Raw genomic sequence first — 22,539 nt, forward strand, 5'->3', positions numbered from 1 at the left:
ATGTATACTTCTTAATTTATAATTCGTCATTCTTAAAATCTGCCTTATCCTCTTCTTTTAAAATATCCTAATAATTTTTTTACATAGCTTTCATCGATTCTACTGCTTAGTGAACCAGCTCCGCTTCTAGTAAAGCTATCTTTAAAATAATCAACTCTCTCATGATAATATTTACTATAATTTGTACGCGTCTTTTTTGAACTTGTATTCACTAATAGAAGTTCTCCTGTTTCTTCATCTTCTACCTGTACAATTCCTAGGTTTGGAATTTCTTCTTCTCTTCTATCATACACACGTATTCCTGTTACGTCATGTTTTCCTCCAACAATCTTTAATGTTTGTTGATAATCTTCTGTCATAAAATCCGAAAGAATAAAGACAATCGCCTTTTTCTTCATCACATTCGACAAGAACTTTAGTGCATTGGTAATATTCGTCTTTTTGCTTTTGGGTTCGAATTCTAATAATTCTCTAATAATGCGCAATACATGAGACCTACCTTTTTTGGGAGGAATAAATAATTCTATTTCATCTGTAAATAAAATCAGGCCAATCTTATCGTTATTCTGAGTTGCAGAAAAAGCTAAAGTAGCTGCAATCTCGGTAATAATTCCTTTTTTAAATTGCTCTTGAGTACCAAACAATTGGGATCCCGAAACATCTACCATTAACATCATTGTAAGTTCTCGCTCTTCCTCAAAAATCTTTATATAGGGCTCATTATACCTAGCGGTTACATTCCAATCAATATTACGAACATCATCTCCAAATTGATACTGACGCACTTCACTAAAAGTCATACCTCGCCCTTTGAAGGTAGAATGATATTCTCCTCCAAAGATATGATCACTCAGACGACGTGTCTTGATCTCAATTTTTCGAACTTTTTTTAATAACTCCTTGGTATCCATTGTCTTGATTTACGATTTATGATAAAGTGATTTATGATTCGAAAATCATAATTCTAAAATCCAAAATCTCTATGGTACTTCAATTTCATTTACAATTTTATTAATGATATCTTCAGAAGTTACATTTTCTGCTTCTGCTTCATAAGTAATACCAATACGATGACGAAGTACATCATGAATAATTGCACGTACATCTTCTGGTATTACATATCCTCTTCGTTTTATAAACGCATAACATTTTGCTGCAGTAGCCAAATTAATACTACCACGAGGAGAAGCTCCAAAGTTGATTAAAGGTTTTAATTCTTCTAGTCCATATTTCTCTGGATAACGAGTAGCAAAAATAATATCAAGGATATACTTTTCTATTTTTTCATCCATGTATACTTCTCTCACTGCTTTCTGTGCAGTAAGAATCTGTTCTATCGAAACTACTGCATTTACCTGCTCAAAAGATCCTTTTAGATTTGCTCGGACAATAAGTTGTTCTTCGTCTAATTTTGGATAATCAATTACCGTTTTTAACATAAAACGGTCAACTTGTGCTTCTGGTAATGGATATGTACCTTCTTGTTCTACCGGGTTCTGAGTTGCCATTACCAAAAATGGTTTATCCAAGGTAAACGTCTCATCACCAATAGTTACTTGTTTCTCCTGCATCGCTTCCAGCAAAGCACTCTGTACTTTTGCAGGAGCTCGGTTAATTTCATCTGCTAATACGAAGTTTGCAAAAATAGGTCCTTTTTTGATCGAGAAATCATTCTCTTTCATATTAAAAATTAAAGTCCCTGTTACATCTGCCGGCAATAAATCTGGTGTAAACTGAATACGACTAAAACTACCATGAACAGCTTTTGACAGGGTATTAATTGCTAATGTTTTTGCTAACCCCGGAACACCTTCTAATAAGATATGTCCCTGACCCAATAATCCAATTAGTAATCGCTCGACCATATGTTTTTGACCTACAATTACCTTGTTTATCTCTAAGGTTAGTAAATCCACGAAAGCAGATTCTTTTTCTATTTTCTGATTGATTGAAGCAATATCAATAGCACTATTCTCTTCCATCTATTTTATTTTTTTAAAGGCGTGAATTTAATACTCATAATCCAACATTGCAAATTGTAGAAATAATTTTCGCACTCCTGTTAATTCTTGGTTAAATGTACCCCGAAAAACCCACAATAAGCACAAATTTTACAGTATATTTAAACCTCTTTTGCAAAAAATTGGACATACCAATATTCATCATTTTCATGATGAGTTTACAAAAAGACGAAATACACATAGTCGTGTTGCAAATTTTAAAACAATAAATACATGCCGGCAAAGACAGCATTAATTACAGGAGCTACTAGTGGAATCGGAAAATCTACCGCTATAGAATTATCAAAACATAACATCAATCTTATTCTTTGTGGTCGAAGACAGGATCGATTAGATCAATTACAAAATGAACTAAGCAAAACTGTTGATGTACATACATTATGTTTTGATATTAGAGATAAACAAAAAGTTTTTTCTGCGATAGAAAGCCTTCCATCAACATTCGACTCCATTGATATTCTTATTAATAATGCCGGAAATGCACATGGTCTTGATCCTATACAAACCGGAAAACTTGAGGATTGGGATGCTATGATGGATATAAACGTGAAAGGATTATTATATGTTTCTAAAGCTATCATCCCAAAAATGATCAATCAAAAATCTGGTCATATTATTAATATTGGGTCGACAGCAGGAAAAGAAGTATACCCAAACGGAAATGTGTATTGTGCCAGTAAACATGCAGTAGATGCCATCAATAAGGGGATGCGTATAGATCTTAATACACATGGCATTAGAGTTGGAGCTGTTCATCCCGGACTAGTGGAGACAGAATTTAGTAATGTACGTTTTAAAGGAGACGACAAAAAAGCCGATAATGTTTATAAAGGATTTGATCCATTAACCCCAGAAGATATTGCCGATATTATTGCTTTTGTAGTTACACGGCCTTATCATGTTAATATTGCAGACCTTATTGTTCTCCCAACGGCACAGGCAACCAGCACGATTGTAAACAAAACTTTATAATTTCTTTATTCTCATTGCATTGCTAGCCCGATAAAAATGGCTAAGTTTATCTTGGGAAAAGTCTAAATTGCTATTTACGAAAGGAATGATCAATAAACGCCTCCTTATTAAAAACCTACTTGCACATAATGACGAGAATAGTTTTTATGATAAGAAGCGTAAGCTTAATATTGGCGAAAAAGAAGGTAAAGCCAAATTCTTAAAGCATATTTGTGCACTTTCAAACTCTAATCCTAAGAACAATTCATATATCGTAATTGGAGTTGAAGATGAGGATAATCAAATTATTGGAGTTGATTTTTTTGATGATAGTAAAATTCAAAATTTAGTCAATGCATATCTGGCTAATCCCCCAATAGTAAGCTATGAAAACATTCCGTTTCCACACTTACCCAGCGACAAAGTAGTTGGTCTGGTTTCTATTAGATCTCAAGGAAATAAAATGTGCTCTCTTCGTAAAAATATATGGAAATACTACGGTGGAGCAGTTTTTTTTAGAGACGGAAGTATTAGTATGCCCAAGGTGTTTGATCTTGAGATCAAAGATGTTAATTCTGAAATTGTGAACGCCATAGAAAGCCATGCTCAAAATAATATAGAACTTACTTTGGATGGGGTCTTTCATTTCATGAACTCAAGAACAGACTACAACCCTAATTATAAGGTGTTTAAAGAATATTTTGTTGTTTGTTGGGCAGGTAAAGAAAAAAGACAAAATGGAGAAACATACTATTCACGAGTGGATATTGAGCTAATTAATGAACATGTAAAATTATTCTACTCAGAGCTGGATGAAGTAAGTATATCATTAACCGATGATCGATTTAAAATTGTAGAATATGTACAATTAGGTTTACAAGACACATTTCAGTATTACCCTTTAGAAGAAGTTGTAATTACTTTTAAAGACAATGCTAGTTATGATATAGAAAGTAAACTTCTTTTTGAACCTCCTAAGTTTGATCGAAAGACATTATTTCATTTATATAATAGCAATAATGCACTCATTGAAAAAATAAAAAATAAAATTCCGTTATCAAAAAACGAAGCAAAAGATATTGTAAATCTTCCTGCTACCTATTTGTTGTGTTATTTTAATGATTTTAGCGAAGCAAAGGAAAAACTGGAAGAAGCAAAACCATATTTAAAATCCTATAACGATACAATATATTCACTTTGCAAAGAGAGCATTAGAATATTAAGAAAAGTACGATATAGTTAATACAAATCAATAACCACAGACCAAACATGGGTAGAACCTTAGTAATTGGAGATATACACGGCGCATTAAAAGCATTAAAACAACTACTCGTCAAGGCAGACGTAAATCAGGATGACACACTTGTTTTTTTGGGAGATTATGTAGATGGATGGAGTCAAAGCGCTCCACTAATTTCATTCTTGATTGAACTTAAAAAAACCCATAATTGTATTTTTATTCGAGGAAATCATGACGAACTTTGCTATACCTGGTTAACTCAAAAAACGTATAATCCCGAGTGGATGAAACATGGTGGTCAAGCCACAATGGACTCGTATGCAAAATTATCTCAGGAAGAAATCAATGTCCATCTTCTATTCTACAAAAACTTGATCAATTATCATATAGACGATCATAATCGATTATTCCTACATGCTGGATTCACTAATCTTAATGGACCAGACAGAGAATTTTTTAGTAAATTATTTTATTGGGATAGAACTTTATGGGAAACTGCCCTTGCTCTAGATCTCAATCTTAAAAAAACCGATCTAAACTATCCTAAACGACTACTCCTTTTTAATGAAGTTTACATTGGTCACACCCCTGTTACCAGGATTAATAAAACCACACCTGTACAAGCCGCTTGTGTATGGAACATGGATACAGGAGCAGCTTTCAAAGGACCATTAACCTTAATGGATATTGCAACCAAACAATTTTGGCAAAGCGATCCTGTATACCAATTATATCCTAATGAAAATGGGAGAAACTAAAGTTTCACACTAAAAAATTCAATGTGATATAAAAATTTTGGGGATTAATTCTACATTTCATTCACAATCAAGTAGAATGACGTAATAGTTCTTTTTCGAACAAGCTAGTTCTAGTGCTCGTTAAAAAAAATAATGAAGTAGGGTATCATTTTTGATAGACGTTATTATAATAATTGCATCTTCTATATACAATAAATGATTAAAGTTTATATTCTATGAAAACAATAATAAATTTTTTAGCGTACTTAATGATGGCTTTTTCCTTAATTTTTATAATTGCATCAGAAAAATTAGGTGTACTTCAGAAATCAGATTCTAAATCAAATTAACCCTAATATTAATTTCTGAATTATTTTTAGACAATATAAGATAATCAAAAAAACAAGTAAAACAGCCTGTTATCACAATCATTTGATAACAGGCTGTTTTTACAACATATCCAAACCTATCTTATTTTTTATTCTTTTTCTTCTTCTTAGATTTTGATGCCTTCTTTACTTCTTCTTTCTTAGATGTAACTCTATCAATTTCTTTATCAAGGAAACTTCTAAAATTAGTATTTAATGCAGAACGTTTAGCTGCTTTAAAACATTTTTTAGCAGTAGTATACATCTCATACTTTTCGAATAAGATTCCTTTCAAAAACTCTAAAGATGCTTTATCTGATCCCGGAATTGTAATCCCAATATCAAGTACTCTTTCTGCTTCTTGATAGTTATTTAACAGAATTAAAAGCTCTGCATAGTAATAATATGTTGGAGTAAAGGTATGATCCAAATGCAATGCCATCTGAAAATAAAATTTTGCATTTTTATAATCGTCCAATTGCTCCATGTAGATTCTACCCATTAAATAATGAGCCCCTACGTGAGTATTATTTGCTCCGATTACATATTGTAATTTCTCAATACATTGTTCTATATCAAAAGGATAATTATCCAATGCTTGTATATACAATACTTCTTGTGTATCTATTGCCATTTTATTTGTTTTTATTATTAGGGCATTACCACTCTGCTTAAGCAGAGTGGTCGGGCTATCCGTTATATCTTTTTTACGTATTCTCGACTGCATCAAACCCACGCAAAAAAGGATGCCACTCTTATCCCTAATGCAATCTGTATTTAATTTTTATCCATTCGTACAATTTTAGGAGTAAACATTCCAACAACTTCTACCAATTCAGTCTGATTAGCCATTACTTTATGAATGTCTTTATACGCCATAGGAGCTTCATCTAATCCACCACCTAACACCGTTACTCCATGATCTCGTAACATTTTTTTGACTTCACTACCTGTGAGCATTGTTTTTGCTTTTCGGCGTGATAACCGTCTTCCCGCTCCATGTGAAGCAGAATTTAACGAAGCCTCATTTCCTTTACCCCGTACAATAAATCCAGGAGCGGTCATTGAACCCGGAATGATACCTAAAACATTTTTTCCTGCAGGAGTAGCTCCTTTACGATGCACAATCATCTCTTTGCCTTCTACTTCTTCTTTCCAGGCAAAATTGTGATGATTCTCGATGACAGTTAGCGGTCTTGATCCTAATGCCTTGGATAATCGTCTATGGATATCATCATGACAAGCAGATGCATAATCCCCTGCTAAGTTCATTGCAATCCAATATTCCTGTCCATCATGAGTATTAAGGTCTAACCATGCTAAATGCTTCGCTTCCTGAGGTAAAGGATTTTGTTTCATCGCTAATTTTGTGTAATGCTTAGCAATGTTTGCTCCTAACCCTCGTGAACCACTATGGGATAAAATACCAAGATATTTCCCTGGTGGAATATCAAATTCATTATCAGGATCAGTGATTTCTACACTACCAAATTCTACAAAGTGATTTCCTCCTCCAGAGCTTCCCAGTTGTTTAAAGGCCTTATCCTTTAATTTTTTTACTGTCGGAATTTCACTAAACCCCTTATGTTCAAAAATCTCATGCATAGGAATATTTTTATGCACCTCATAGCCTCCAAACTTACTATGATCCCGAAGCATCTGTATATATTTATCCTTATGTCCTTCTAGATAGGAAACATTAATATCATAAATACTCAAACACATTCTACATCCTATATCAACTCCTACTCCATATGGTATTACTGCATTTTCTGTAGCTAGTACACCTCCGATAGGTAATCCATATCCCGAGTGCCCGTCAGGCATTAGAGCCCCTGCTTTGGCCACTGGTAGTTTCAGCGCAGTATACAACTGGTGTTTTGCTTCTTCCTGAATCTCATTTTCTCCAAAAATAGTAAAAGGTGCTCGCTGAGTATTCAGTTTTTGAGCTTCCACTTTTACCGGTTGCATTAATTCTTCTGCGATTTTTCCCATAATACCATCTCCTATGTATTTTTCGGGAGTTTTGAGTACAGTTTTTAATCGCTGTACCACTTTGTCTTTTCGGTCACGTTTATAATGCCTTAACATGATATCAATTGCAATACTAATTACTTTTCCTTGCGGATATCCTATTGCTATGAGGTCTTTTCCTCTTAATTTTAATTTTGCCATAATTTTTAAATTTAAAGCCATTTTGAAATCGAAAGACCTTCTGCAACTGCCCATTTGCCCATAATTTCCTTTGCTTTATTACTAATTGGTTTATTAAATCTTGCTTTTGACTGCACAATCATTCTATTCGATATGTTCACCTCGATTGTTGCCAAAATCTCTTCATAATTCAATACACTTTCTTTTCTCAAAGTAAAAATAGAAGTCCTTTTCCTGTAGCAGGAGGATGCATAACTAACCACACAGTGGTTCATTCTTCTTCCTTCAATTCTAAGTTCTTTTGTACTTCTTAATTCACTTAACCTATAAGTCACTCTTTTTTCTTCTTTTCCTTCAACAACAGTCAAAGGAGAAATTGAACTTGCTTCCCAAATCAAATCCTTACCTTGTTTGGAAGTTCTGTTGATCTCAATATGCCATTGATCAGAAGCTCTCATTAATGAGGTAATAGTTCGACCTTTAATAACATAAGAATCATCTTCGTCTATACAGTGATATAAATAATCTAGCAGTTCCCCTGTTTTTTGAAGATCTAACATCGTTTGTTTCGACATAAACTGAATTACTTTATCCCAGAAAAATTCATTTTCAAAATGATTTCTGCTCAAAAAAGTATTTGCTATATAGTCCGCAAAAACCTCATCTGCTCCGTACGATAAAGACTGTGCCCATCTTAATGCCATAAAGACATTATAATCATCTGGAGCAGTTCTAAAAAAATGAGCTCCTTTTTTAGTCAGTTGAATAGGGAGTTTTAAACTTCTTATACTACCACCATTTGTTAATTCAATAAACCAACTGATCTGCTTTTTATCGCTGGTAAACCAAGTGCTATATAAGAATTTAGGAACTTCATACTTCTCAAAACAATGTTCTAATAAGGATAGTATTTGTTTATCACTGTTATGGCTTTTTCTTTTCCAAGTTCTATAATCACTTTCAAAATGATTCGTATACCATGCCATATTAAATACTACATTAATATATCGTTGTTCTTGTAGTAAACGATAGCATTTGTTTTTATAGAGAAATAATAATAACTCCTTAAATCGAGTTCTTCTCATCATATATCTCCTTCGACTCAAGTTCTTAAAATAAACATGATAATGACTCGTAAACGGCACTATTCCCTGATGATCACTAGTCCCATTAATGTAGAATTCTTCTATGATTATTTCAAATGGAATTCGTCTGACTCTCTTATGATTTTTTAAAGCTTCCTGAAGCCGAATTTCTCTTTCTGAAGCTTTTTTAATTTCATCTATTCTATTTTTTTTGGATAGATGTCTTCTTTTATATGTTCCCATGATTGTAAACTCATTGAGTATTTTTAGTATTTGTTTTTATTAAACTTTATAGCTGAAAACACACTCCCGAGTCTACAGCCAATTTTATTGACTTACATTTCGTTTCATAAAAAAATTTAAGATTAGTAGTTGATCTCATTCGACGTCTCGAAAATATTGATCCATAAAAAAACCCTGAGTTTTAATGCTCAGGGTTTCAATTTTGAAAAGTATCGTGAATATTCACTAACTACAATATCTAACCATGAGCTGCCTTTGCACTCCAGGATTTATTTGATATGTATGTAGCTTGAACATTTTTTTAGTTTTTTAGACAATGTCTTTATGACTATTGCGATGCAAAAATATTCCTTTTTTTGAAAACTCAAAATTCAAATAGTTATTTATACTCATTCTAATTCAATTATTTAGAAGATTTTTCCTTTAACAAAGTGTCAGAATTAGAAGTATACTTTGCACCATACATTCTAATTTTGATGGTTATGTACTTCTGATATTTTCAAAAAAAAACTTCACGTATTTTATATTCATCTATCATATTTATTATTTTTAATGCCATATGAAATTGTCCTAAGTTAATTAAGTGGATATTCACTTAAATTATTATAGCATATTTTGTAGTTTTAAAACACGAATTTAAAATCAACTCATCAATGGGAATTTTTGACAAAATAAAGGAAAAGCTTAGCCACGAGTTTATCGATATTATAGAATGGTTAGATTATACAGATGACACCATTGTACACCGTTTTGAAAGATATCAAAACGAAATAAAAAATGGCGCACAACTTATCGTAAGAGAAGGGCAAACCGCGGTTTTTATAAATGAAGGACAATTAGCAGATGTATTCACACCTGGAACTTATACATTAAACACACAAAATTTACCCATTTTAGCTACGCTAAAGGGATGGAAATATGGTTTTAACAGCCCTTTTAAAGCCGAAGTATACTTCGTCAACACTCATCTGTTTACTGATGAAAAATGGGGAACCAAAAACCCAATTACACTTAACGATGATCGATTTGGCCTGGTAGAAGTTCGTGCTTTCGGAACCTATGCGTTTAAAATTAGCGACGCAGGAAAATTTGTTGTTGATATCGTAGGAACGGATGCAAATTTTACCAATTTTGAAATCAACGAACACCTTAAAAGTTTAATTTCTACACGTTTTACAGACACCATTGGTGAAGCTAATCTTCCTATAGAGTTGTATGCTGCTAATACTACAGAATTATCAGAAACTTGTCTCGAAGTGATGCAACCAGAATTTAATTTTGTTGGTATTTCGTTAGAAAAATTCTTTATCGAGAATGTCTCAATGCCAGAAGAACTTAAAAAAGAAATCTTCGAATACAGTAGAATTGATAAACTCGATCTTGACAAATTAACCAAGTTCAAAACCGCGAAAGCTATCGAAGCAGCTGCTGCTAACGAAGGAGGTACAGCTGGTGCTGGAATGGGTATGGGAATGGGATTTGTCCTTGCTCAACAAATGGGAGGTATGATGAGCCCTATGGCAGGGCAACAAGCACAGGTACAGCAACAACAAAACGCACCTGTTACTCCTCCACCGATGCCTGTTCAAGTACAGTATTTTTATGCATTAGAAGGACAACAAGCCGGACCAGTTTCTTTTGATCAACTCAAAGTACTATTTGCAAACAGAACCATCAATAAAGATGTTTTGGTTTGGAAACAAGGAATGGCAAATTGGACTCCCCTAAAAGACGTTGAAGAGTTAAAGTCATTTTTAGGAGGCAATACTCCTCCTCCATTACCTGGTAACTAAGAAAACTTCTCGAAATATTTAATCGATCTTGATACATATCGGGGTAATCATTTTATGGAAGAAGAAGAAAAAAAAGCAATTTCAGAACAAAAAAGGTCCTGTGTTAATTGTGGTGCAGAATTAAAATACAAGCCTGGAACCACAAACATTAACTGCGAATATTGCGGTCATCAGGAAACCATTACACAAGATGAGGATGGGTTTAAGGAATTAGAACTTAAACCTTACCTTTCTGCTATGGGTTCTCAATCCCATTCTGAAGAGATCATGATGCTTCATTGTAAAAACTGTGGTGCAAATCAGCACGTCGAAGAGAATTACAAATCACTTCACTGTGTATATTGTACCATGCCCCTGATTATAGAGGACGCCTATAAAGAAGATTGGATTTTGCCAGGAGCTGTTCTTCCTTTTCAGTTTGACCAGAAGAAATCTCATCAGATATTTTCAAAATGGGTAAAAGGATTGTGGTTTGCTCCTAATAAACTAAAAAAAGCAGCCTTAGATCCACAAAACACCAAAGGGTTGTATCTACCTTACTGGACATTTGATGCACAATTATATGCCGATTATACGGGAGAGCGAGGAACATATTATTATGTTAGTGTCCCATATACAACAACGGTAAATGGTAAAACAGTTACAAGAACAAGACAAGAACGAAGAACGAGATGGTCACCAACAAGCGGAAATATAACTGGATTTGTAGATGATACTTTGATCAAAGCTTCACATCAACGTAATAACGCTATCCCAAAAAAACTATCACATTGGAATCTCGATGCTCTTGAGCCTTTTAATACAAGTTATCTGGCAGGTTTTGTTACTGAAAAATATACTATTCCTCTGCAAGACGGGCATCTATCTTCTACTAAAGAAGCAGAACGTATTGCAAGATCCTGGGCAAGACAAGATATTGGTGGAGATACTCAAAGGGTACACAGTATTGATATGCGTTTAAGCCAAGAAACTTTTAAGCATATCTTATTGCCGGTATATATTAGTGCATATCGTTTTAATAGTAAGAAATATAATTTTTTCATTAATGGCCAAACCGGAAAAATCTCAGGAAGCAGACCCTACTCTTTTTGGAAAATCTTCTTTTTGGTGTTGTTTATACTTAGTATTATTTTAATCTTATTGTGGTTATCTAATAAATAAAATAATTAGTTAATTACTTTAAAGCTTGAAACAACATAAGCTGTTTGGCTCATATTCCTACATAATCCTTCTTCAACAATAAAAAAGAATTCTTGGTCTTTAATAAGTTTTTGTTTTAATACTTCAAAATCTTCGGCCATGTATTTTCTTATCCCAAATGTAATTTCTTGACCTGCAGAAATCATATTTACAATTCCAGAACCCGAACCTTTAACACTATTAACTTTTACTGTTACTATAGCTTTATATGATTTCCCACAAATAGAAGCATCCTTAGTAATTTTAGCTACAGAAGCTATAAGGTGCACCGTTCCTGGGTTAATTGGGTCCTGAGAACTAATATATGTTGGTTTTTTAATAGTTGGTGTATTAACGTTAGATCCTTGGTTTTCTACTTCTTTTTTTTGATAGTTCTGTTCTTCTTTTTTCTCCCGCGTATTACCCGTTGTTTTGCAAGAAAATAAGACCATCATCAATAAAAGGTATACTACTTTATCCATAGTGGTTAAATTAAAAAAAGGAGTTGAAATTTTCAACTCCTTTTTTATATTTTTATTTATTATACTTTCAAAATTATTTTTTGATCACTTTGAATTGTGTTGTTGTATTTTGTTCATCAACAACATTTACAAAATAAATTCCAGGTGCATTACTTGTTGCATCCCAAACAAAACCAGAACTTAAATCCACTCCAGACTGTGAGTAAATTTTACTTCCCATAAGATTATACACATCTACATTAACTTTTTTACTTGTTTTTTTGTTAAGCGTATCAAAGTTAAAAGTAAACCTATCGGCAGATGGGTTAGGCGAAACTATATTATCTGATCTGGTATCAATAGTTGCTAGAGGTTCAGAAACATTAGTTTGATTAGATTCTGGATTTTGAACTGTTCCAAAAATTTGGAATATTTGATCTATAGGAATCCCTGCGAAGGCAGCACCTGCAGATGTCCAATCCAAAGAACCAAATACACCTAATTCATCTCTAAATAATGCCTCATTACCAGTAATCTCACTTTGAGCTGACCAGAACCATTGTCTTGCTCCAGGATTAAAAGCTAAGTTTACATAAATCGATATCCAATAATTTCCGCTTTCTAAAGCTACTGGTTCTGCTAGTGCCAAATTAAGTGTAGTATCATTTGGCTCAGAAATTGGGGCAATTTGCCCACTATTAAATATTTCTTGACCAGGTACACCTTCGTTATCTTGGTATATAACTACTGTAGCATTTGTAAGTGCAGGACGATTATTTGCACCTCCAAACGCTAATATCCTTTCGATATTCCACGTAGTTCCTGTAGGTACTACAAAGTCATCTGCAGACTGTATTAATGCTCCAAAATCAGGGAAAAATTGAGAAATTGTTGACGTTACGCTTGCACCACCTTGATCATAAATCGTATTAACCACTGTAATAGTAAAACCTTCGGCTACTTGTTCATTGCCAGAAGTAGCTACCAACGAAATAGTTGCTTGGTCACCTACAGTCAACTCCTCACTATATACAAGTTTAATGGTATTACCTTCAAGCGTTGCCGTAACTAAACCAGGGTTAGAATTTTCAAATTCGATATCGATAGCCTCTCCATTTGATTGAACAAATAAATCAGTTATATCAATTTCTTCTGGTGAAGCTGCAACATTATTTATATTTAAATCTAAATCATCCAATAAATAAGATACGCTTAGCTCAGATTCTGGTAATTCGTTAATAATTGGGAATCTAGCACTAAACAATCCATTACCATGAGCTGCAACTGCAATAAATCCATCTTTACGGGTAACAACTTCGTCAGTAACTGCATTACCAATTGCAAATTGTTCTTTTCTCCAAACGGTATTTTCACCCATTAACCTATTCGTATAGTAAAGCCCTGTACTTGTAGCTGCATAGATTTTTTGTAATCTAGAACCAAAGAACCCTTGACTACCACCAAAAAATGCAGTACTTCTTACCGATGGACCATTACCAGACCCGTCTCTATTCTCTTCTAAGTTACCACTAATATTGGTCCAGGTTTCACCTGCATTTTCAGTTAAAAACAGACTGATAATACCATAGTTTGAAAAAGTAATAATAACTCTATCTGAATTGGATGGATCTACATTAATATCATTAACAGTTCCTATAGGTAATCCTTTTCCAGTAGTAATATCTATAACCTCTTGATCATCAATATTTGCATTATCCATTCTGTATACACCACCTTGGTTTGTGCCATAATACAATCTGTTAGCAACAGGATATTTTGATACGTCCAATGAAGAGATTCTAGTCCCAGCTGGTGTATCAGAATTTGGTAGTTCTACCCAATTATCCTCTAATTCATCTAAATTATTATTTCTCCACATTCTATTACCAGCAGGCAAATACATAATATTATCATTATTATGATCTAGGATAAACGGAGCAATAAAAAAGAACCCTGTAGCATTAGGTGGTGTCACACCTACAGATGAAACAAACTCTCCAGCTTCATTATAATTCTGTCTAAAAATATTTCCTCGCTGAGATGAAACATATCTTGTTCTCCCTCCATCGGCTATGGCGCTATAACCTCCATCACCACCGAACAACTCTTCCCAATCAGCCTCTGGATCTGTAGAGTTGGTATACCATGTACTATTATCCTGAAAACCAGCTAATAAATCATCGCTATTCGCTTCTGGATCAAAAGATACATGATAGGGTTGTGTAGTTAAATATCCATTATTTAAAGAGGTCCAATCTACAGGTTCTGCTCCTGCATTAGTTGCAGTAATGTCTTCGGTTACTGCTACCCCTCCGTCACTACCAGTTAATACTCTATTTGGATTAGAAGGATAAAATACTAACTCGTGCTGATCAGGATGCTGATCAGTATATACAGTAACATTATTTAATGGAGAATAACCAGCTATCCAGCTTTCTTGTCCAGCTGGAGTGGTAAATCCTGTTGTGGATCTATATAAGTTAGTCCCTCCTACAAATACCAAATTAGGATCAGCTGGGCTTACCTTTACAACCATATTATACCCAGTTTGTAGATTTAAATTTCCAACTCGGCCTCCAATTGTTGTAGGTAAGTTAGCTGTAAGATCTGTCCAAGCTTCTTCTGGAGTTTCTGCAGATGCATCATATCTGTATAGTACTGCTTCATTTCCTGGATTAAGATCTCTGGTCAGAAAGTAAACGATATCTTCGTTTGATGGATCAATTCCCGCCTTAGTTCTTCCATAGGCAGGTATAAAATTTTGTGGTGTAATATTTTCCCAAGTATCTCCACCATCTACAGATGTAAAAAATCCTGCATTTGGATCTCCTTCAGAATCTATATTTGCATATAGTATTCCTGTAGAGGTTACACTAATCTCTACATTATTATCAAAACCTGATTCAAGTACTTCAGTAAAAGAGTTTCCTCCATCCTGAGATCTCAAAAGTCCGTCGAAGGTAGCTACAAATAAATCACCATTAACAGGATTTACCACCAAAGAATTTATAATATTAAAAGGCGAATTAAAAGCACCGAGGTCAGTATTAACGGTAGCTCTTAATTGTTCCCAGGTACGTCCACCATCTTGTGATTTATATACTCCACTTCCTTGATAGAAAGCTCCTGTCCCTAAACTTGCTGAGTTACCTATATCTTCACCTGATCCATAGTACCATGTAAAACTACGACCGGGTCTTGGGTCTTGTACAATAGTGGTAATACTTGGACTTTGGAAACGTCTGGTCACTTTTCGCCAACTTTGTCCTCCGTTTTCAGAGCGCCATAGCCCTCCTGAAACTCCTCCGGCAAGGATTACATTTTCGTTGTTACGATCTATAGCTAAGGCTCTTGTTCTACCTCCTACATTCCAAGGTCCTCTGTTTTCCCAATATGAAAAACGCTTAGCATTGGATGATTTAGCAATACTGTTTAATGATTGTTTTGAATCATTACCAACTTGTATTTTGCCAGAAAACTGTATTTCAGCATTTCTAATTCCTTGAGGAATTTCATTAGAATAAGGATTCTTAAGTCTTTCAAACTCGAATTCTGCACGAGCAATAGCATCATCTTCTTTGTTTATAAGTTTTCCTCCATTCTTTTTTGCTCTACTGTTATAAATCATTTTAGCTTCTTTATAAAGCTTGTGAGCATCTGGTTTAGATTTTTTTTCGTTTTCCTTTACAGAAAGTTTTGGTTGTTGCGCATTTACTGAAATAATGGTTCCAACGATTGAAACCGCCCAGACAGAACGTCTGAGATAGAATAGTAATTTTTTCATTTTTTAAGCTGATTTGTGAGTAATCCGCAAATCTAAATTAAAATTTCGACTTTTTTTCTTAAAATTTAAGGAAATTTAGCAATTTATTAGTTTTTCCTTAATAAAACCTCTAGACTTTCGGTAATAACGTGACATATATCTTCCTCGACAATAACAGGGCTATTTTAATAGTAAGAAATATAGTTTTTTAATGGACAAACCAGAAAAATTTCAGGAAGCAGACTCTATCCTTTTTGGAAAATCTTCTTTTTTTGTATTGTTTATACTTGCTGTTATTGCTTCAATATATTGGATAACTGAGTTCCTAAGCTAAAAATCTTCACTAAATTAATTTATAATCTCAAAAGTAATAATCTCATATACCGTCTTAGCAGAGTCAAAACACAGTCCTTCTCTAACTTTAAACGAAACTTTCTGGTCTTTGGCCAATTTTTGTTTAAGAGCATCAAAGTCTTTCGAATGTAATTTCATAAAAGCAAAAGTAATTTCTTGTCCAGCAGAAATCATATTTACAATGCTCGAACCTAAACCTGTAATACTTTTTACCTTTACTGTAGTAACTGCATTATACTTTTGACCACAAATGGAGATATTCCTATTTACATCTTGTATTACTGCAACCAAATGTACTGTATTAGTTTCTAGAGCATCATGATGCTTAAGATCACTAAACTTAGGTTTTTCTACTTTAGGTTTCTGTTGGCCCTTTTCTGTTTCTTTTTCTTTGGCAACACTATTTGACTTACATGAAAATAGTCCTATGAATATTAATATATATAATATTTTATTCATTCTATAGAAATAAAAAAGGAGTTGAAAATTTCAACTCCTTTTAAGTTTATCATTATTAAAAAATTAATTTTTAATAAGCTTATGAGTAGTTTTAGTATTACCATTAGTAACTCTTGCAAAATATAGTCCGGATCTTGCATTTGATGCATCCCATATTTCATTAGTACTTGCATTCTTATTTGAATATATCATATTACCAATAGCATCATAAATTTCGATAACTCTAGGTTCATTTTCATTAGATTTTAATGAGGTGTCTTTAAAATTAAATGAGAATATATCAGTGGACGGATTTGGTGCAACTGTATTCGATATTTCTATAGTAGCTAATGGCTCTTCTACAGCCTCTGGAGTTGTTGTTCCATCAGTGTCATTATTAGAACCGTAAATTACAAATATTTGATCTAGTAAAGGTCTTCCTAACGCAGCTGAAGCAGACGTCCAGTCTGTAGCTCCTGTCCCAAATAAATCAATACTATCCCTAAAATGCGATTCTTGGCCAATTCCTCCTTCTTGAGAAGCCCAAAACCACTGCGTCACATCTGGTAAAAATGCTAAATCAACATAAACAGAAATCCAATAATTTCCTCCTTCTAATACAATTGCTTCTGGAAGTACTAAGTTTAAATTAGCATCATTAGGATCAGAAATTGGAGCAATTGTCCCACTGCTATATATCTCCTCTCCAGGAACCCCGGCATTGTCTCCATATATCACAACATTAGCACTAGTTAATTGAGGCCCTCCTCTTACAGTACCAAAAGTCAAAATTCTCTCAATAGTCCATGAGGCTCCCTCAGGAATACTAAAATCATCTGCCGATTGAGCTAAACCACCAAAATCTAAAAAGAACTGAGATGGTAATGTCGATACATTTTCTTCTATTTGATTATAGATTCCTCTTTCGAAAACTGATATTGTAAACCCTTCAGCGACACGCTCTTCTCCTGATGTTGCAATAAGCCCTATTGTAGCTTCAGTCACCTCAGGAATATTTTCACTAAATGAAAGTGTAACTGTATTTCCATTTAATGTTGCAGTTACCAATTCAGGGTTAGAATTCACTAATTCAATATCAATAGCAGCTCCATTAGAACTAGTAAACAAATCTGTTACATCTACTTCTAAATCTTCTAAAGCTTCATCAAATTCTTTTACTACTCGAATATCATCTAATAAATATGCAACACTTAATGTAGGTTCTGGTAATTCATTAAACACAGGGAATTTTGCACTAAATAATCCATTACCATGAGCTGATACAGCAATAAATCCATCTTTACGAGTCTTTACCTCATCAGTAACAGCATTACCAATAACAATGGGTTCCTTAATCCAACGTGTTCTTTCTCCATTTAATCTATTTGTGTAATATAATCCAGTACTTGTCGCTGCGTATACTTTTTGTAATCTAGCTCCAAAAAAGCCTTGACTACCTCCAAAAAAAGCAGTACTTCTTGCAGAAGGACCGTTTCCTGATCCGTCAGGATTTTCTTCTAGGTTACCACTAATATTAGTCCAAGTATCTCCTCCATTAGTCGTAAGAAATAAACTTATGACACCATAGTTAGAAAATGTAATGATAACTCTATCTGGGTCAGATGGATCAACATTAATATCATTCACAAATCCTTCTGGCAATCCTTTGCCCGAAGAGATATCAATTACATCTTGATTATCAAGATTTGCATTATCCATTCTATAAACACCACCATTATTCGTTCCAAAATATAACCTATTAGCTTCTGGATACTTAGAAACATCTAGCGACACTACACTAGAACCCGCAGGAGCACTTGTATTTTTAAGTTCTACCCAGTTTACATTAGTATTTGCATTTGAAAAAAGTGGAATCTCATCTAAATCATTATTTCTCCATATTCTATTGCCAATAGGCATGTACATGATATTATCATTATTAGGGTCTAAGATAAATGGTGTAACGAATGCAAATCCACTTGCTCCAGCTGGTTGTACTCTAGTAAATGACTCAAATTCTCCAGCCTCATTAAAATTAAATCTGAATACCACTCCCCTTTGTGCAGATACGTATCGTGTTCTTCCACCATCTGCGATAGCATTATACGACCCATCTCCACTAAAATCTTCTACCCAAGGCTCAGTTCCATTTGTAGAATTTGTAAACCAAGTACCATTATCTTGAAAACCTGCTAATAAATCATCACTATTTGCATCTGGATCAAACGAAACATGATACGGTTGTGTAGTTACATATCCATTATTCAAAGAAATCCAATCTACCGGTTCTTCTGCAGAGGTAGAAGTTGTAATATCTTCTGTTACAAATACTCCTCCATCATTACCTGATAATACTCTATTTGGATTTGAAGGATAAAAAAGGAATTCATGTTGATCTGGATGTTGATCTGGATATACACTAATATCATTTAATGGAGAATATCCTGCAATCCAGCTTTCTTGACCTGCAGGAGTTGTAAATCCAGTTGTAGATCTGTAAATATTAGTCCCTCCAATAAACATCAAATTAGAATCTGCGGGACTAACCTTAACTACCATATTATATCCTCCTTGAAGGTTTAGACTACCAACATCTCCACCTATCGTTGTAGGTAAATTAGCTGTTAGATCAGTATACGCTTCTTCTGGTGTAGCTGTAGCATCATACTTGAATAAAAATGCTGGTCCTCCCCCGCTCTGATTCTGGGTGAAGAAGTATACTATGTTTTCATTAGAAGGGTCAATTTCCATCACGGTTCTACCATAAGCCGCTGGTAAAAGGTCAGGAGTAATCTCTGTCCATGTATTTCCATCTGTAGTGGTGAAGTATCCATTATTAGGGTCTCCTCCAGAACTTATAGCGGCGTAAATTCTACCTGTAGATGTAATTTCAACTTCTGTTCTGTTATCATTTCCTCCTACTAACACTTCTTCAAATGAATTCCCTCCGTTTTGAGATCTAAATACACCATCCCATGTTCCTACGTAAAGATCCCCATTTACAGGATTAATATCTATAGAATTAATAATATCAAAAGCTGAGAGCGTCGTAATATCATCATCATTAGTAGCATTAAGAAGCCTCCATGTTCTTCCTCCATTGGTAGATTTAAAAATTCCTGTACCTCCAAAAAATGCTCCTCCAGCTCTTGCAGAATTACCAGAATCTTCTCCAGATCCATAATACCAAGTATTGTGTTGACCTGGTCTTGGGTCTTGTACAATACAAGTAATACTAGGAGATTGTCTTCGATTAGTAACCTTTCTCCAGGATTCACCACCATTAGTAGATCTCCATAACCCTCCTGAAACACCACCGGCAAGGATTACATTTTCGTTTGTTCGATCAATAGCTAATGCTCTTGTTCGACCTCCTACATTCCAAGGCCCTCTGTTTTTCCAAAACGAAAAGCTCTTCGAATTTGAAGATTTTGCTGCATTGTTAAGTAATTGTTTTGAATCATCTCCTATAGCAATTTTGCTAGAAAATTCATCCTCTGCTCTTTTAATATTAGAAGGAATCGAATTTGTATTAGGATTTCTAAACCTTTCAAAATCATACTCCATCCTTTCTATGGCATTGTCACCTACCTGTTTAGGTCCTTTAAGATTGTCATGAAGTTTAGTCATCTTATAAAGTTGATGACCCTTTTGAATTTTTTTGTCTTGATTAGCCTGCGTATGAAGCTGTTGCGCATTAACTGAAATAATGGTTCCAACGATTGAAACCGCCCAGACAGAACGTCTGAGGCAGAATAGTAATTTTTTCATTTTTTTAAGCTGATTTGTGAGTAATCCTCAAATTTAACGTAAAATTTCGACTTTTTTTCTTAAAATTTAAGGAAATTTAGCAATTTATTGGTTTTTTCTTAATAAAACCTCCAGACTTTCGGTAATAACGTGACAGATATCTTCGTTGACAATAATAGGACCGTTCGTGCTTGTAGTGTATCCGGTTTTATTTACCACAATTGTATATGTTCCTTTACGCTCATAAGCACCCACAAAGACATTAGTACCTATTATATTCTCAAGGGTTTCTACATATTCATTATCAGTTGCTACTACTTCTACCCCTTCTACCAAGAAAATATCATCCATAGCATCCTTAACGGTAATTTCTAACCCTGGTCTCGCTTCTAATGTACATAATACGGGATCTTCAGTCTTATCATCATCATTACAAGACAATAAAATAATACTAATTAGTAATAAAAGCTTCCTCATCTATTTTATATTTTTATACAATAGTACTTGTATATATTAAGATGCATTTTAAAAGTTAAGGTTGCGTTCTTTTAATGTTTTAGGAAATATACTCCTTATATACTGCAATAGGGATCAATGCAGTCCATCCACAAAAATCATTTTTGGACGGCATCCCATAAGAAACCAAATCAGGAGCGTAGTTTTCCCAAAAAGTATTAGTCATTTTAAAAACCTCTGCTATAGATTGATATGTTTTTTCAGCCAGTCGTTTTGCCAATTTATCCTGACCGCAAGCTGTTAGTCCTTTTAGCACCATATAGGTGGTAGGAGCCCAAACTCCACCACGCCAATAATCTCCCCAACCTTTATAGTCAGGATCATCTGCAGAAAGAGCAGGTAATGGTGTTCGTCTTCCAAATTCTTTTGGATTCTCGAGATGGGATAGAAATTTATCCATTCTATCTTCAGGAACAATTTTTCCTAATAGTGCCCAGTACATTCCGATATGTTTACGTTGTATTTGTTTTCCAAAACCCAGATCATAATAGATTTGATCTTCTTCATTCCAACAATGTTCATTGACAGCTTTAGCAATCATACTATGAATTTCTGTATACTTATTTATATCTTCAGACGGGGCTTCAATTAATCCCGAAATAGTGTTAAGCTGGTCGGCCAGCATAGCCATTTGGCAAGAGAAATCAACAAGTCTTCCTTGTTTGTTCCATACTCCTTGTAAAGTTTTTGGGTATTCTGTGATAAACATAGTTAAGCTTTCTTCACTACTAACATTCATCTTACCGATCTTTTCTCCAAGTTCGTGGTGTGTCATTCCGTTTCCATCATTGTTCCATCCCTCTGGATAACGCTGAATGTTATCCATTCCCATTCCTAGAGTATCGGCATAAAATAGATGATCTTCTGTTTGATAAGTCTTAACAAGAAATTCAAAATTCTTTTTCAGCGTTGGATATACTTTCCGTAATCGTTTTTTATCTTTTGTAATAGAATAGATCTCAAGCTCTGCAAATGCCAGTAATGGAGGGTTTATTGAAACTGGATGTTTCTTTGACCAAAGTGGTGATCCATTATGCCGATATTCTCTACATATATACCCATCTTCATCCATTTGATCGTAAAAATTATCCAGAGCTTGGTAAACGGGAAGTTCATCTAAATGATATTTTGCAAAACATACCATAAAACAGGTATCCCAAAGGAAGATGTTCTTAGAAAAAGCAGCATCTATAAACGGTTTTTTAAAAAACTCTTCGGTATCTCCGCCTCTCACTTTTGTTTTTGTGATTTCTAGTGCACGATCATACATTTGTTTTGATAATTCTGGAGTAATTTTAAATTCTGGAGGACAATCAAGTTCCTTTTCTTGTTTGGATACACTTGTTTCTGTATTGCAAGCATAAATACCCGAAATTCCTAATAGTCCCGCACTAGCCCCTAATTTTTTAGTGAATTCTCTTCTTTTCATAATAAACCCATTTGTTTTTATGAAGTTACTAAATAGAAAATGATCAACAAAAAAGCA

General features: G+C 34.1%; 16 protein-coding genes. 5 read left to right on the top strand and 11 right to left on the bottom strand.

Annotated features, from left to right (window positions below; translation table 11 throughout):
- Positions 1-44: 44 nt before the first annotated feature.
- Positions 45-911 (bottom strand): DUF58 domain-containing protein, encoded by an 867-nt coding sequence (locus DK442_RS11990; RefSeq protein WP_109436121.1) that lies wholly within the window; start codon positions 909-911, stop codon positions 45-47.
- A 69-nt stretch (positions 912-980) separates the two neighbouring features.
- Positions 981-1,982: a MoxR family ATPase gene (locus DK442_RS11995; protein WP_109436122.1), complete on the bottom strand. Its 1,002-nt coding sequence runs from the start codon at positions 1,980-1,982 to the stop codon at positions 981-983.
- Between the two features lie 252 nt (positions 1,983-2,234).
- Between DK442_RS11995 and DK442_RS12000 the strand changes: the two genes are divergently transcribed.
- The 3 genes from DK442_RS12000 (at position 2,235) to DK442_RS12010 (ending at position 4,970) form a co-directional block, all read left to right on the top strand.
- Complete coding sequence (locus DK442_RS12000) at positions 2,235-2,993, top strand: SDR family NAD(P)-dependent oxidoreductase (RefSeq protein ID WP_109436123.1); 759 nt, start codon at positions 2,235-2,237, stop codon at positions 2,991-2,993.
- A gap of 85 nt (positions 2,994-3,078) precedes the next feature.
- Positions 3,079-4,215, top strand: a complete 1,137-nt coding sequence (locus tag DK442_RS12005) for an ATP-binding protein (protein ID WP_109436124.1) — start codon at positions 3,079-3,081, stop codon at positions 4,213-4,215.
- Between the two features lie 26 nt (positions 4,216-4,241).
- Positions 4,242-4,970 (top strand): metallophosphoesterase, encoded by a 729-nt coding sequence (locus tag DK442_RS12010; protein WP_109436125.1) that lies wholly within the window; start codon positions 4,242-4,244, stop codon positions 4,968-4,970.
- A 450-nt stretch (positions 4,971-5,420) separates the two neighbouring features.
- On the opposite strand, the gene DK442_RS12015 is transcribed toward DK442_RS12010, so the two are convergent.
- The 3 genes from DK442_RS12015 to DK442_RS12025 all read right to left on the bottom strand — a co-directional run bounded on the left by DK442_RS12015 (position 5,421) and on the right by DK442_RS12025 (position 8,799).
- Entirely contained in the window at positions 5,421-5,951 is a 531-nt protein-coding gene (locus DK442_RS12015; protein WP_160114147.1) for a tetratricopeptide repeat protein, read from the bottom strand.
- Positions 5,952-6,094: 143 nt separating this feature from the next.
- Positions 6,095-7,492, bottom strand: a complete 1,398-nt coding sequence (locus DK442_RS12020) for an RtcB family protein (protein ID WP_109436447.1) — start codon at positions 7,490-7,492, stop codon at positions 6,095-6,097.
- 11 nt (positions 7,493-7,503) lie between these two features.
- Positions 7,504-8,799 carry a PcfJ domain-containing protein gene (locus tag DK442_RS12025; RefSeq protein ID WP_109436127.1) on the bottom strand — a complete coding sequence of 432 codons (1,296 nt, stop codon included), beginning with the start codon at positions 8,797-8,799 and terminating at the stop codon, positions 7,504-7,506.
- Positions 8,800-9,452: 653 nt separating this feature from the next.
- Between DK442_RS12025 and DK442_RS12030 the strand changes: the two genes are divergently transcribed.
- Both DK442_RS12030 and DK442_RS12035 read left to right on the top strand, forming a co-directional pair.
- Positions 9,453-10,592 (top strand): SPFH domain-containing protein, encoded by a 1,140-nt coding sequence (locus DK442_RS12030; RefSeq protein ID WP_109436128.1) that lies wholly within the window; start codon positions 9,453-9,455, stop codon positions 10,590-10,592.
- A gap of 54 nt (positions 10,593-10,646) precedes the next feature.
- Positions 10,647-11,753 (top strand): DNA helicase PriA, encoded by a 1,107-nt coding sequence (locus tag DK442_RS12035; RefSeq protein WP_109436129.1) that lies wholly within the window; start codon positions 10,647-10,649, stop codon positions 11,751-11,753.
- A 5-nt stretch (positions 11,754-11,758) separates the two neighbouring features.
- Here the strand turns inward: DK442_RS12035 and DK442_RS12040 are convergent, their stop codons facing one another.
- The 6 genes from DK442_RS12040 to DK442_RS12065 all read right to left on the bottom strand — a co-directional run bounded on the left by DK442_RS12040 (position 11,759) and on the right by DK442_RS12065 (position 22,482).
- Complete coding sequence (locus DK442_RS12040) at positions 11,759-12,253, bottom strand: hypothetical protein (RefSeq protein WP_109436130.1); 495 nt, start codon at positions 12,251-12,253, stop codon at positions 11,759-11,761.
- 73 nt (positions 12,254-12,326) lie between these two features.
- Positions 12,327-16,016: a T9SS type A sorting domain-containing protein gene (locus DK442_RS12045; RefSeq protein ID WP_109436131.1), complete on the bottom strand. Its 3,690-nt coding sequence runs from the start codon at positions 16,014-16,016 to the stop codon at positions 12,327-12,329.
- 327 nt (positions 16,017-16,343) lie between these two features.
- Positions 16,344-16,808 (bottom strand): hypothetical protein, encoded by a 465-nt coding sequence (locus DK442_RS12050; protein WP_109436132.1) that lies wholly within the window; start codon positions 16,806-16,808, stop codon positions 16,344-16,346.
- 63 nt (positions 16,809-16,871) lie between these two features.
- Positions 16,872-20,558, bottom strand: a complete 3,687-nt coding sequence (locus tag DK442_RS12055; protein WP_109436133.1) for a T9SS type A sorting domain-containing protein — start codon at positions 20,556-20,558, stop codon at positions 16,872-16,874.
- A gap of 84 nt (positions 20,559-20,642) precedes the next feature.
- Positions 20,643-21,014 (bottom strand): hypothetical protein, encoded by a 372-nt coding sequence (locus tag DK442_RS12060; protein ID WP_109436134.1) that lies wholly within the window; start codon positions 21,012-21,014, stop codon positions 20,643-20,645.
- Positions 21,015-21,093: 79 nt separating this feature from the next.
- Entirely contained in the window at positions 21,094-22,482 is a 1,389-nt protein-coding gene (locus DK442_RS12065; RefSeq protein ID WP_160114148.1) for a trehalase family glycosidase, read from the bottom strand.
- Positions 22,483-22,539: the final 57 nt, after the last annotated feature.

The sequence above is a fragment of the Aquimarina sp. AU119 genome, from assembly GCF_900312735.1.
Lineage (GTDB): Bacteria > Bacteroidota > Bacteroidia > Flavobacteriales > Flavobacteriaceae > Aquimarina > Aquimarina algiphila.

Bases quoted from the DNA above. Each gene is read 5' to 3' on its own strand.
- DK442_RS12045 (WP_109436131.1), bottom strand. From the start codon at position 16,016: ATGAAAAAATTACTATTCTATCTCAGACGTTCTGTCTGGGCGGTTTCA.
- DK442_RS12065 (WP_160114148.1), bottom strand. From the start codon at position 22,482: ATGAAAAGAAGAGAATTCACTAAAAAATTAGGGGCTAGTGCGGGACTA.
- DK442_RS12005 (WP_109436124.1), top strand. From the start codon at position 3,079: ATGATCAATAAACGCCTCCTTATTAAAAACCTACTTGCACATAATGAC.
- DK442_RS12025 (WP_109436127.1), bottom strand. From the start codon at position 8,799: ATGGGAACATATAAAAGAAGACATCTATCCAAAAAAAATAGAATAGAT.
- DK442_RS12010 (WP_109436125.1), top strand. From the start codon at position 4,242: ATGGGTAGAACCTTAGTAATTGGAGATATACACGGCGCATTAAAAGCA.
- DK442_RS12060 (WP_109436134.1), bottom strand. From the start codon at position 21,014: ATGAGGAAGCTTTTATTACTAATTAGTATTATTTTATTGTCTTGTAAT.
- DK442_RS11995 (WP_109436122.1), bottom strand. From the start codon at position 1,982: ATGGAAGAGAATAGTGCTATTGATATTGCTTCAATCAATCAGAAAATA.
- DK442_RS12040 (WP_109436130.1), bottom strand. From the start codon at position 12,253: ATGGATAAAGTAGTATACCTTTTATTGATGATGGTCTTATTTTCTTGC.
- DK442_RS12055 (WP_109436133.1), bottom strand. From the start codon at position 20,558: ATGAAAAAATTACTATTCTGCCTCAGACGTTCTGTCTGGGCGGTTTCA.
- DK442_RS12020 (WP_109436447.1), bottom strand. From the start codon at position 7,492: ATGGCAAAATTAAAATTAAGAGGAAAAGACCTCATAGCAATAGGATAT.
- DK442_RS12035 (WP_109436129.1), top strand. From the start codon at position 10,647: ATGGAAGAAGAAGAAAAAAAAGCAATTTCAGAACAAAAAAGGTCCTGT.
- DK442_RS12000 (WP_109436123.1), top strand. From the start codon at position 2,235: ATGCCGGCAAAGACAGCATTAATTACAGGAGCTACTAGTGGAATCGGA.
- DK442_RS12050 (WP_109436132.1), bottom strand. From the start codon at position 16,808: ATGAATAAAATATTATATATATTAATATTCATAGGACTATTTTCATGT.
- DK442_RS11990 (WP_109436121.1), bottom strand. From the start codon at position 911: ATGGATACCAAGGAGTTATTAAAAAAAGTTCGAAAAATTGAGATCAAG.
- DK442_RS12015 (WP_160114147.1), bottom strand. From the start codon at position 5,951: ATGGCAATAGATACACAAGAAGTATTGTATATACAAGCATTGGATAAT.
- DK442_RS12030 (WP_109436128.1), top strand. From the start codon at position 9,453: ATGGGAATTTTTGACAAAATAAAGGAAAAGCTTAGCCACGAGTTTATC.